We start from the raw sequence: 12,719 nt of genomic DNA, 5'->3' as shown, positions 1-12,719 counted from the left end.
GTTTTTTTATACCTGCATGTTGACGATTTTCTCGGAATAGGTTTTGATTGCCTTCGTTATCTTTCGAAACGAAACTTAAAGCCAAAATGTCGAAACGAAATACGCCCCAACGACGCCACAACATCCTGACCTTGCTCAATGAACAGGGCGAAGTCAGCGTGGATGAATTGGCCAAGCGTTTCGAAACCTCGGAAGTTACGATCCGTAAGGACCTGGCCGCCCTCGAAAGCAACGGCCTGCTGCTGCGTCGCTACGGGGGCGCAATCACCATGCCCCAGGAGTTGGTGGGCGACGCTGCCCAGCCCATCTCGGTGTACAAGCGCGCCATCGCCCGTGCCGCCGTGATGCGCCTGCGTGAACACGCCCGCATCATCATCGACAGCGGCAGCACCACCGCCGCCATGATCCCCGAACTGGGCCACCAGCCAGGCCTGGTGGTGATGACCAACTCCCTGCACGTGGCCAGCGCCTTGAGCGAACTGGAACACGAGCCGGTGCTGTTGATGACCGGCGGCACCTGGGACCCGCATTCGGACTCGTTCCAAGGGCAGGTCGCCGAGCAAGTGCTGCGTTCTTACGACTTCGATCAGTTGTTCATCGGTGCCGACGGCATCGACTTGGAGCGCGGCACCACCACCTTCAACGAATTGCTGGGCCTGAGCCGCGTCATGGCCGAGGTCGCCCGTGAAGTGGTGGTCATGGTCGAATCCGACAAGATCGGCCGCAAGATTCCCAACCTGGAACTGCCCTGGAGCAGCGTCCATACCCTTATCACCGATGATCGCCTGCCGCTTGAGGCCCGCGACCAGATCAAAGCCCGCGGCATTACGCTGATATGCGCGGCAATCATCTAGGAGAAACACCATGTGTGGCATCGTAGGCGCAGTCGCTGAACGCAACATCACCCCGATCCTGCTCGAAGGCCTCAAGCGCCTGGAATACCGCGGCTATGACAGCGCCGGTGTGGCGGTCTTCACCAACGCCGGCAAGCTGGAGCGCATGCGCCGTCCGGGCAAGGTCAGCGAGTTGGAGCAGGCCCTGGCCGGCGAGCCGCTGGTTGGCCGCCTGGGTATCGCTCACACTCGTTGGGCGACTCACGGTGCGCCGTGCGAACGCAACGCCCACCCGCACTTTTCCGGCGACCTGGCCGTGGTGCACAACGGCATCATCGAAAACCACGAAGTGCTACGCGAGCAGCTCAAGGGCCTGGGCTACGTGTTCACTTCGGACACTGACACCGAAGTCATCGCCCACCTGCTCAATCACAAGCTCAAGGATCTGGGCGACCTGACCGTCGCGCTCAAGGCCACGGTCAAGGAACTGCACGGCGCCTACGGCTTGGCCGTGGTCAGTGCCAGCCAACCGGACCGCCTCGTCGCGGCTCGCAGTGGCAGCCCGCTGGTGATCGGCCTGGGCCTGGGCGAAAACTTCCTCGCCTCCGACCAACTGGCCCTGCGCCAGGTCACCGACCGCTTCATGTACCTGGAAGAAGGCGATATTGCTGACATCCGTCGTGAAAGCGTGGCGATCTGGGACGTTAACGGTCAGTCCGTCGAGCGCGAAGCCGTGCAATACCGCGATGGCGCCGAAGCCGCTGACAAAGGTGAATACCGCCACTTCATGCTCAAGGAAATCCACGAGCAACCGGCTGTGGTGCAACGCACCCTGGAAGGTCGCCTGAGCCAGAACCAAGTGCTGGTCAACGCCTTCGGCCCACAGGCCGCCGAGCTGTTCGCCAAAGTGCGCAACGTGCAGATCGTCGCCTGCGGCACCAGCTACCACGCCGGCATGGTTGCGCGTTACTGGCTGGAAGAACTGGCCGGCATCCCGTGCCAGGTCGAAGTCGCCAGCGAATTCCGCTACCGCAAGGTGGTGGTGCAGCCCGATACCCTGTTCGTGACCATCTCCCAGTCCGGCGAAACCGCCGACACCCTGGCCGCCCTGCGTAATGCCAAGGAGCTGGGCTTCCTGGCCAGCCTGGCGATCTGCAACGTCAGCATCAGCTCCCTGGTGCGTGAGTCCGACCTGACCCTGTTGACTCAGGCCGGTCGCGAAATCGGTGTGGCGTCCACCAAAGCCTTCACCACCCAGCTGGTGGGCCTGTTGCTGCTGACCCTGTCCCTGGGTCAAGTGCGCGGCACCCTGGCCGAAGGCGTCGAAGCCACCCTGGTCGAAGAATTGCGCCGCCTGCCAACCCGTCTGGGCGAAGCCCTGGCCATGGACAGCACCGTGGAAAAAGTCGCCGAACTGTTCGCCGACAAGAACCACACCCTGTTCCTCGGCCGTGGCGCGCAATACCCGGTGGCGATGGAAGGTTCGCTCAAGCTCAAGGAAATCTCGTACATCCACGCCGAAGCCTACCCGGCCGGGGAACTCAAGCATGGCCCATTGGCTCTGGTGGATGACGACATGCCGGTGGTTACCGTGGCGCCGAACAACGAACTGCTGGAAAAGCTCAAGTCCAACCTGCAGGAAGTCCGTGCCCGTGGCGGCCAACTGGTGGTGTTTGCCGACGAGAAAGCTGGCATGACCAACGGCGAAGGCACCCACGTCATCAACATGCCGCACATCAACGACACCCTGTCGCCGATCCTCTACACCATCCCGCTGCAGTTGCTCTCGTACTACGTGGCTGTGCTCAAGGGCACTGACGTCGACCAGCCGCGTAACTTGGCGAAGTCAGTAACCGTGGAGTAATCCGCCACATCCTGGAGACCCGCCCTGTGGGATGCAAATAAAGTTTCATCCGTACAAATAAAGTATCATCCTTACAAATAAAGTTTCATCCTAAGCCTGTATCCGCTATGTTGAGGTCATCGACACGGTGGATGCAGGCTTTTTCATGTCTGGAACATTCAAGGGCCTGACCCAGGCACAGATTGATAGAAGGCTCAAGGAGGGGCGTGGCCAAGGCCAGGGACGGGACTACAAGCCGTTCATCTACACCAGGGATGTGTCCTCGTTGGGGCGCTCCCACCGCCTGCCTGGCAGCAAGACCCGGCGTCTGCACCATCTTTTATCCGATCTTGAACTGGCCATTTTCCTGACCTTGGATCGGTCTCCCCAGGTCACTGATATCCGTGAGCAGTTCCCGATGCGGGCCGAAGATACGGTGCGCATCGCCGAGGAACTTGGCCTTGCTCACGGTCGCTACAAAGGAATCCCTCAGGTTCTGACCAGCGATTTCCTGGTGGATTTTGATGACCCCCAGCGCCCATCCGTCGCGATCCAGGCCAAGTACAGTGCCGATCTGCAGAAGCCGGAAGTCATCGAGAGACTTGAACTTGAAAGGCGCTACTGGCAGGAAAAAGGGATTCCCTGGTTCATCATCACGGAGCGCGAGGTATCCAGAGAGGCATTTGCCAATATCCAATGGCTCTATCCGGCCCATGCTGAAGACGACATTGCACAGGATGATCTCGCACACTATCAGCAGCTGTTCTTGCTCGAGTTTCAGCGTCACCCAGACCGGAAGCTGACCGCCATTGCCCAGGAAATGGATACTTCCGGCCAACTGGAGGCTGGTCAAGCACTCTATTGGCTACGCCAGCTGCTGGCTCGGCACTGGTTTCTCTTCGATCTTGACACCCCTTACCGCGTGCTGAAGCCGAAGGATCTAGCTGCCAACCCTCATCAGATTCATCAGGAGCTGATCAGTGTTGTCCGTTAATCAGGTGTTCCGTATGGGAGAGCTCCGAAAGCGCCTGCTCTGGTCCGGTACCGAGCAGGCTGTCTGGATTGATATCGATTTGGACACGGCGCTGCCCGAATCGATATCGGTTGCAGAGCTGGAGCGTCTGATTATTGAGGGTGAGCTGGAGAGCATTGGCGATCCCTTCGAGGAGACGGTCCTTCGGGAGGTGGAGGCAGGCTCCCCTGACCAGCTGAAACGTGATGAGGCGTGGGCGATGCTGGCGGATTATATGCACGATCCCCAGCTTTTCGTGCGGCGCCCCAGAGGGCTCATTGTCGGAAGCATCATGCAACGCCATGGTGTCACCAAACAGACGGTGTACAGATTACTGAGGCGCTACTGGCAACGAGGCATGTGTAGGAACGCCCTCTTGCCGGACTATGTCAACTCGGGTGCCCGTGGCAAGCGCCGAAAGCCGAACAGAGCCAAGCTGGGCAGGCCAAGAGTGGTGATGGCGGGGAAAGGGCGTAATGTCACGCCGGATATCGAGCGCATTTTTCGCCGGGTCATCGAGGAACGCTTGCTCAAGGAAAAACATCCGTCCATTCCTGATGCCTACGCCTCCGGGCTGAACCTGCTCCGTGCTGTTCAGCCGGAGCTGCCGACCTCCGAACTGCCTACATTGGGGCAGTTCCGGTACTTCTATGGGCGCGAATATCATTTCACCGACACCTTGCCGCGCAGGATGTCCGCAGTGGACTTTGCCAAGGACTTCCGGCCGCTCAACAGCACATCGACGACTGAGACCCTGGGTCCAGGATACCGTTACCAAATAGATGCCACCATCGCAGATATTTATCTGGTTTCAGAGCATGACCGCAGCCTTATCGTCGGCAGGCCTGTCGTTTACATGGTGCTCGACGTGTTCAGCCGCATGGTCGTTGGTATGTACGTCGGATTCGAGGGGCCCTCCTGGGTCAGTGCCATGGTGGCATTGGCCAACACGGTCGCCGACAAGGTCGAGTATTGTCGCCAGTATGGTTTGGAGATCGATGCCAGCGATTGGCCGGTCAAGGGTTTGCCGGATGTGATACTGGCCGATAAGGGCGAACTGAACGGCACCAAGGTTGAGGCATTTTCCCAAGCCTTCGGCGTCCGCATCGAGAACGCACCGGCCAGGCGAGGTGATGCCAAGGGCATCGTCGAGCGCTATTTTCGAACGGTGCAGGAGCGTTTCAAGCCTTACGCCAGCGGTGTGGTCGAGGACACTACCAGCCGGAAGCGAGGTGGCCACGACTACAGGCTTGATGCCAGTCTGACCTTGCCCGAATTCACGAAAATCATCATTGCCGGCATCCTCCACCACAACAATTTCCACACCCTGAGCAAATACGACAGGGCTGCGGGAATGCCGGGCGATCTGCCGGCGATTCCAGTCATGCTGTGGAACTGGGGCTTGGCCAGCTTGACCGGTCGGTTGCGCACTGCGCCGGAGGAACTGGTGTGGATCAATCTCTTGCCCCATGAGTCGGCCACGGTTTCGGAGCTGGGAATCAGGCTATTCGGCTGCTTCTACAGTTGCCCGGCAGCAATCAGGGAGGGTTGGTTTCACCGAGGCCAGGGGCGTCGGCCGACAGGGGTAACGGTCGCATACGACCCGCGTAGTGCGGACCATATCTACTTGCGGCCGTCCAATAGTCTCAAGGATTACTGGGTTTGCGATCTTGCCGACCGTAGTCGACGTTTCAGGGGGATGACCTTCTGGGATGTCTGGATACTGTCCAGAGAGGAACGGCGGAGCGATGTCAATGCGGCGTCAAAAGCCTTGGCGGAAAGAGGCAAGCTTCTGGAGCAGATCGAGTCGATTGTTGCCCAGGCAGAGAACGCCAGTCCGCTCAAAACTGGCATTAGCAAGAAAGATCTGGGCACCCAGATCCGCGAGAACAAGCAGCAGGAAAAGCGCCAGGAGCGCCTGAAAACAGCATTTAAACCTGAGAAAGCACAGCGGGCGAAACCCGCGGAGGTGATCCCACTGCGGGGCGAGAAGCAGGAAGATTATGCCTTTCCGGATCTCAGTGACCTGATATTCAAGGAGGAAGAAGATGACTGAAGAATTACAGCGCGGAGTGATTCCCCTGGCGCGTTATCATGAGCAGCAGCTTCCCGAGTATCAGGACAATCCACTCATCAGTGCATTACCTCCGATTCCTGATCTGCAGGAAGTGGTCGGCCTGATGCAGCAACTTCCCAGTTTCGAGCCGCAGGAGGCGCTTCTGGATGGTCGGCTCCGGGCTCATGCCATTGCCCGTCTGTTGCACGGCTTCTTTCAGCCACTCAGCCACCACTTGGAGCTGGAGAGCAAGATCAGCCTGATGATCCGTCAGGGCTACATCGGTCGGAACCCGGCCAGCGGTGCCTGGTATGCACACCTGCAGAATGGCTATCGCCGGGTGGAGGAGGAGGATCTTGATGCGGCGGTGTACCAGAGTGTTACCTCCACAGCCAACAGTTTGTCGCTGTTCGGCTGCTCCGGTTGCGGCAAGACGCGCACGCTGGAGCGGATTCTGGGTATGTACCCCCAGGCTCTCCATCACCCCGATTACAACATCACTCAATTGGTCTATCTGAAGGTCGACTGCCCCATTGACGGTGACCTGGATGAGCTGTGCCTCAGCTTCTTCAACGAGGTAGACAAGATCCTGGGCACCCACTACAGCCGTAGCCACGGACGCAAGAAGCTGGGTACCAAACGTTTGATGGCATCCATGTGCCAGGTGGCCAACCTGCACGCACTCGGAGTGCTGATCATCGATGAAGTTCAGAACCTCAACGAGGCACGCTCCGGTGGTGCCGAAAAAATGCACAATTTTTTCGTGTCGTTGGTGAATACCATTGGCGTTCCGATCATTCAGGTCGGTACTCACCGGGCCAGCAAGTTCTTCCAGCGCACCTTCCGGGCAGCGCGTCGGGTCTCCGGGCTGGGCAGTATTCGCTGGGACAGGTTGCCTCGGGACGAGCACTGGAAGCGCCTGTTGAAGCGACTCTGGAAGTACCAGTGGCTACGAAATGCGGCGCCGCTGGACGATGAGTTGGAATCGACCATGTACGACCTCACACAAGGGGTCATGGACATCGTCATCAAGTTGTTCGCGCTGGCGCAGATCAGGGCAATAGTGACAGGCGTCGAGTGCATCAAGCCGCTGTTGCTGCGCAGGGTTTTCGAGGACGAGTTCAAACCGGTCCACCCGATGCTGGCGGCTTTGCGAAGTGGCAGGCCCGAACTGATCGCTAAATATGACGATCTGCTGATGCCGGAGATCGAGGGACGTTTGCTGACCCTGAGTCGCTCTCTGGATAACCTCCCCCAACCGAAAGCGCCGGCACTTCCGGCAGACGACAAGGCCAAGCGGCTGGCTTCACTGCTCGAAGAGATGGAAATCCCGAGGGATATTGCCATTCCCATAGCCGATGAATTGGTGGTTGAGTATCCGGATATCCCCCTGGCGGCCCTGATTCATAAGGCCACAGCTTACCTCGCACAGGACGTTCCCAAGAGGCCCAGCGTTTCCCGAGTTAAGCGGACGGAGTGGCGATGTCTATCCGAAGAGGATCTGCGTCGACGTTATGCCGATGGGCCTGAAAGTGAGGCCTACGACAGATTCAAGCAGGCTGGTCTGATCCTCGATATGCGGCCTCTGCTGAGAGCGAGCTAACGTGTACTTTCCCAGGCTCTATCCGGACGAGCTGCTCTACAGCGGCATTGCTCGCTGCCGGGTCCATCTGGGGATCAGCAATCACAAAACTCTGCTTCATATGGCGTTCGGTGACAGCAAGGTCGCCGCCATCACCGACCTGCCCACGCACTTGGCCGCTCTGGCGAACAACACTGGGCTGGATACGGCGAACGTGATCATGCATCACACGCTGTTTCCGCTCTATGCCCCCTTCATTCCAGCGAAGCGGCGTAACGATCTGTTCCAGGCCATGCTTGCTTCCGACCGGTCGACCATCGGTCTGGCTGGGTCTTCGGCGGCTTTGGTCAAGTGGCCCGACTGGCTGCGTTACTGCCCTGTCTGTTTTGAGGAAATGGCTGCCCGTTTCGGTGAGACTTATTGGCGGCGAAGCTGGCAGATTAAAGGGGTAGATGCCTGTCCCGAGCATGGCTGTCAGCTCCTGAACTCACCTATCCCGTTCCGTCGAGCGCAGCGGCATGAATTTCATCCGGCCTCGCCATTGTTTCTGCCCTGTGACTCTCGCACGAGCCCGGCGAGCGAAGAAGCTATCAGGCTCGCCAAGACTGCCACGCAACTGCTGGCGCTTGAAGAGGCGCAATCGCCTGGCTACGGTCGCTGGACCAACCTGTACAGGTACCTGGCCACAGAGTGCGGTGCCAGGCGTGGCCGGCAAGTTAGGGCTGAAGTCATATGGGAAAAGATCCTGGAATCTCACTGCAGGAATTGGCTTACTACGAATGGTCTGCTTTCCCACGAAGAGCCTCCGCCCTGGCTGCTGGCGATGTTCAGGAAGCATCGCAAGGGATTCAGTGCGCTGCAGCATCTGATCGTCTGGACTAGCCTGCGCCCCGGCCAGCATGCTGGCGAGCTGATCGGCGAGGCGAAGACACGCCAGGCCGACGTTTCTCCCGATCAGTTTGCCAGGCAACTTCCGGCAAGGGCAGGCCAAACACAGATGTACCGTACCCTTTGGCTGCAAGCACTGGATAATCACGGTGGAGCCAAGGCAGCTCGACAAAATGGCGGGGATGCGTGTTATGCCTGGCTCTATCGTCATGATCGGCACTGGCTGATGGCTGCGAACCAAGCCAGGCAGCGTCGACAGGGCAACAACAGCCACATCGATTGGCGAGCGCGCGACAGGAAGCTAGTACGTCTGCTGATCCGGCTTGGCAAAGACAGCGAAGATGACCTGACCTTGCCACGCAGGAGCCGCAACTGGTTCCTGCAGCAGCTACCCCATCGGGCATCAATTGAGCACCATCTCGATCAAATGCCTCTGTGCCGCACCTTCCTGAATCGCTATGCCGAGTCCGTCGGCGAGTTTCAGATTCGCCGCCTGACTGCAGCGATGCAGGAGGATATTCGGGTCGGCATATCATCCAGGCGCTGGGAGTTGGAAAAGCGTTGTGGGCTGGAAAAAAGCAGTATGGCACCGCTGACCACTGCGTTCATTCGATTGATAGGAAGATGGATTGAATAGGACCTTATTCCGTCAGATCCAGACCGGATCTAGGCTGTTGGCTATTGGAAACTTGTTCAGAGCCCCTACTCCTGGGGCGCAGTGGCGACTGGCGGCACTCTTCGAGGGTAATGGCCAGTCGCAATTGAAGCGGTTTCCACTGGAAATGTCCTGTGTCCTTGCGGTTGGTCGCGAGTTTCCTGGCGAAGAAGGGGCCCCTTACCGGTCCAGTGGTTTCAAGAAGGCGGTGGTGCTGCCTCCAATAGATAGCTGGCGGGAAAGGCAATTGGGTGACTGTCCAAGGCTCGCCAGAAGGCTGGCTGCAAATCCTGAGATATCTGGACAGCGATGCTTTGTGTTCGAGGTTGACGGTCTGACCGTCTGGTTACCGAAATTCGAGCTGGCACGCAAACTGTTCTTCCACGCAGCTTTCATAGTCCGTGCAGCCTTCGAGCCGAATGGTCTAGACATGGCTTTCACAATCTACAAAGAGGGCGATGCTGTTCATATCCATACGCCTACGAAGACGGGCGCGCCAAGTCAGCTTCTCAAAATTAAGGGATATAGGGACCACTTCAGTTGGCTGCTACTGAATCAGGATGTGAAGCGATCCTTCGAGTCAATCTGGCAAAGCCTCAACCAAGAGCAAGAGCGCACATCGCAAGAGTCGGCATATGCCAGGTGGAAGTTCGACTTCATGGCACCCATTTCCCTAGCGGGTACCACCATGAATATGCGAGGCCCTTTTGATCCGAAAAGCAACGAGTTGCTGGTCTGGGAAATCGAAGCGCTTCAAGGCCTCAGCTTCAGCCATCGAGGCGATATTTTTTTCCACCATCCTGCCCTGAAGCAACCAGTGAGGGGAGAGGGTACTGGCTGTGTATCCGTGCCATCGGGAGCTGAAGAGGTGGAAGTAGATGCTATCGAAGAGCCGACTGCTGCCAAGGAACCAAGGCTGATTCATCTACCCGTTGAGGGAATTACTTTTGATGCTCAGTTGAGCACCAGGATTGCCTACAACGGGGAGCGTGCCAGCGGTCATGGCAAGAAGATCGACGATGAGCAATGCCCGAGCAAAGAAGGCCAACTCTTAGGCGTGGCTGATCCTGTGAGCGGTGGCAGCATAGCGCCAGGGGAATTCCAGCAATTGGGCGAGGGTGATAGGGAGGAGCATGAGCGGTTTGCAAATCGCTTCTCGTTGCTCCGTGAGGTCATTGAACAGATCGCTCAGGAGCCTCGAATTACGCTGGTATCACTGGAGGTGAGACCATTGCCACCCGTTCCGCGCTGCAGCTATCACATGCTCGATCACGAAAAACCACGCTGTTATTTGCTGGCAAAATTCAAACTGCCAAACGGCAATCAGCGCTACCTTCTAGAAATAGACACCTCAGACAACCGCAAGACCATGTCAACACGGATCATGGGCTTCAAAGCAGGTGTTGAGGCCGAGAAATGCATCGACAGGATCTTGAGGCAGACAGTGAAAGGTTCGTTGCGCTGGCCGCACACTATGGCGAAGTTCTGTGAGCCTTTGCGCTCTGTACATCACCCGAAAGAAAGCTCATTCGGTGTCAATCATGCCAAGGTGTTCGAATGGAAGCAGCGTATAGAAGCCTGTCTTAGTCGGGAGTAAAAGGCCGGTGGACCCGGCCTTGCGATGCGGGGGCTATTAGGTCACGTAAATGAAAATCTGGGTGCATTCATCACCGGTAGCTACAACCTTGCATTGGATGCGCTCCATGATTTCCTCTCCTAACTGACGCGCTGCGAAGTCGAACCTGAGCAGGTAGGACTTCTCGCTACGCTCGGCCTCCCAATATGAAAGTCCCTGATCGAGCTGGACGGTCAGCTGCCTTCCGGAGCGCAACTGCAGTTGCAGCTGACGGTAGTGCGGCAAAGATGGGAGGCTGAGCACCTCGCCTTCGAAGCCGCAGTACTCCAAAGCCTGACGGATAGCTTCATCGCGCTCCTGAGATGTCCGCCAGTCGTGCCAGCACTGCCAAGGTGAGCGGTTGTCATCTTTCTGGTACTGACGCCCCTGGATGCGGATGGCGAAGTCTCCATCGCTATGCCTGCCCAGCTCATGAATAACGTTGACCAGCAGATTTACGACTAGCTGTAACGACCTGCAAACGAAAACACCCCGACCTGCAATCGACGCGATTTTCGACCGGAATTAACTGCGACTGTCCGGTCCAGCAAACCAGCATTAGCTGCGAATGAACCTGCATTGATCCGTGCGGACCTGCATTCCATTGTCGCCAGCCAGCATTAGCTGCAAATGTCGGGACTCAGATCGGCAAACCCGCTGCCAGCATCTTGTCGCGTAATTCGACGGCCCGAGCCGGGTCGAGCGTGTTGCTGAATAACGCCTTGATCTCGGTAGGCTTGGCGTCGAACTGTTCCACTAGGTCCTTGAGGCGGTAGCCGTGGCGCGTGAGGGTCGGCTCCAGGTCATCCAGCTGTCGCGACAGCACCGAGTGCACGAGTTCCGCCGACACAGGCTTCTCGCCGGTCAGGTAGCCGGCCTCCAGGGCCAGGCTGAGGTGCAGTTGAATTTGCAGTGGCGTGCGCAGCTTGGTGGCCAGCAGGTCAATGGCGTCTTCGGTCAGGATCGACTCGGGTTCGAGCTTACCCTCGGTGCAGGCGTCCAGTAGCCAGTGAATGTATTCGCGCTGACTGCCGGTGATGCCGTCGAGCGAGAAGATGTCGGTGCGGTAGCCGATTTCCTCCATCGTCGGCCGCCGCAGGTCGTTACGCAGCTTGGGGTGTCCGGCCAACACGATCGACAACCGGCCGTTGCCGTCCTCGACCAGTTCCATCAAGCGTTTCAGACCGGTCAGGGTATGGCCGTTGAGGTCGTGGGCCTCATCGACGAACAGCGCAACCGGGCGCTTGTTCTTCCTCACCAGCTCGCGCAGATCGCGCTCACGCTTTTCGCCCTGGGTGGGGATGCGCACCTGCTTTTCGGTGGAGAGGTCGTAGAACAGCGCGGCGATGAAGGTGGCCAGCTTGATGCTGTGCTTCTCGATGGCCAGCGACTTGGAGACCGTGATCTTCTTTTCCTCGTCCATCGCCTGTTGCAGTCGGCGCAACATCACGGTCTTGCCGCTGCCGATGACGCCGCACAGGGCAATCAGCCGCCCTTCGAAGATCGCCCCCTTGATGTCCTTGATCAACTGCTGATGGTGGCCGGTTTCAAAGTAGCCTGCCTGGTTCAGTGGCACCGCCAATCCGTAGTGCTGCATCACTTCAGCCCGCATGTTCTTCTCCTGCTTTCTTGTGGCGGAAGTAGCCCCGCACACGCTCCAATACAATGCGGCGTGTCAGGGTTTCGCTCAGCACCTGGTGGATGAAGGATTGATCGTCGGCGGAGAGCTTAGCCAACGGCTGCGCCAAGTCATCGGCAATGGCGAGCTTGGCTGCGATGGTGCAGAACCTGCGCCGCATGGCCAAGCTTTTGCCTCAAGGGCCACCGCTGACGGGATAGGTATGCCTGCTACGAGCAGAAACCCTCAAATTAACCCTTAAACCTGAGCAAGGACGCTCAGTGAAACGCCGGAAGGCAACTTGAAGTGGCTTGCAGCCACTTCGACAGCAGGCACACCTGATCGGCAGGCTGCCGCTAAAGCTACTTTTTCAACAGAATCGGCCGATTTGTGCCGGTCGTCAAGGACCGCTTCGGATCACTCTCAACCGGATCGCGGGCCAGCTGATTTGCTAAAACCCGCGCCAAACTCAACGAAGGATTTCGCATGATCCGTTTTTTTTGGCGATCACGCTCGGCCTGATGGTTGGCTGCTCGTCGAGTTCAAGTTCGATCTGATCAGTGAGCGGTAGCGCAAGTGGATCGCCTCAGCCAAGCAGCGTTGTTGTACCGGAAGAA

8 protein-coding genes and 1 pseudogene are annotated in these 12,719 nt (G+C 58.1%); 7 read left to right on the top strand and 2 right to left on the bottom strand.

Features of this window, described 5'->3' with window-relative positions; translation table 11 throughout:
* Positions 1 to 86 precede the first annotated feature (86 nt).
* From OZ428_RS33255 to OZ428_RS33225, 7 genes are all read left to right on the top strand, one after another.
* The gene (locus OZ428_RS33255; RefSeq protein WP_133078455.1) at positions 87 to 854 is read left to right on the top strand and encodes a DeoR/GlpR family DNA-binding transcription regulator; all 768 of its coding nucleotides are present in this window, start codon (positions 87 to 89) and stop codon (positions 852 to 854) included.
* Between the two features lie 10 nt (positions 855 to 864).
* Complete coding sequence (glmS, locus tag OZ428_RS33250) at positions 865 to 2,697, top strand: glutamine--fructose-6-phosphate transaminase (isomerizing) (RefSeq protein WP_269132371.1); 1,833 nt, start codon at positions 865 to 867, stop codon at positions 2,695 to 2,697.
* A gap of 145 nt (positions 2,698 to 2,842) precedes the next feature.
* A complete protein-coding gene (locus OZ428_RS33245) occupies positions 2,843 to 3,670 on the top strand; it encodes a heteromeric transposase endonuclease subunit TnsA (protein WP_017781026.1) in 828 nt (275 codons plus the stop codon).
* A gap of 13 nt (positions 3,671 to 3,683) precedes the next feature.
* The gene (locus OZ428_RS33240) at positions 3,684 to 5,744 is read left to right on the top strand and encodes a Mu transposase C-terminal domain-containing protein (RefSeq protein WP_330913947.1); all 2,061 of its coding nucleotides are present in this window, start codon (positions 3,684 to 3,686) and stop codon (positions 5,742 to 5,744) included.
* Complete coding sequence (locus OZ428_RS33235; RefSeq protein WP_017781028.1) at positions 5,737 to 7,347, top strand: ATP-binding protein; 1,611 nt, start codon at positions 5,737 to 5,739, stop codon at positions 7,345 to 7,347. The genes OZ428_RS33240 and OZ428_RS33235 overlap by 8 nt, the downstream gene beginning before the upstream one ends.
* 1 nt (position 7,348) lies before the next feature.
* Positions 7,349 to 8,851, top strand: coding sequence for a TnsD family Tn7-like transposition protein (locus OZ428_RS33230; RefSeq protein WP_017781029.1), 1,503 nt, complete (start codon positions 7,349 to 7,351; stop codon positions 8,849 to 8,851).
* Positions 8,844 to 10,466: a Tn7-like element transposition protein TnsE gene (locus OZ428_RS33225; RefSeq protein WP_017781030.1), complete on the top strand. Its 1,623-nt coding sequence runs from the start codon at positions 8,844 to 8,846 to the stop codon at positions 10,464 to 10,466. The genes OZ428_RS33230 and OZ428_RS33225 overlap by 8 nt, the downstream gene beginning before the upstream one ends.
* 658 nt (positions 10,467 to 11,124) lie before the next feature.
* Here OZ428_RS33225 and OZ428_RS33220 read toward each other — a convergent pair.
* Together OZ428_RS33220 and OZ428_RS33215 are read right to left on the bottom strand one after the other, a co-directional pair.
* On the bottom strand, positions 11,125 to 12,096 hold the full coding sequence (locus OZ428_RS33220) for an ExeA family protein (RefSeq protein ID WP_017781032.1): 972 nt from the start codon (positions 12,094 to 12,096) through the stop codon (positions 11,125 to 11,127).
* Positions 12,086 to 12,262: pseudogene (locus OZ428_RS33215) on the bottom strand (IS481 family transposase); the annotation flags it as partial. The pseudogene OZ428_RS33215 and the gene OZ428_RS33220, both read right to left, overlap by 11 nt.
* Positions 12,263 to 12,719: the final 457 nt, after the last annotated feature.

The organism is Pseudomonas sp. GXZC (genome assembly GCF_026967615.1).
Taxonomy (GTDB): domain Bacteria; phylum Pseudomonadota; class Gammaproteobacteria; order Pseudomonadales; family Pseudomonadaceae; genus Aquipseudomonas; species Aquipseudomonas azotoformans_A.
The sequence above is the reverse complement of the archived record's forward strand: the minus strand, read 5'-3'. Positions and strand labels throughout refer to the sequence as shown.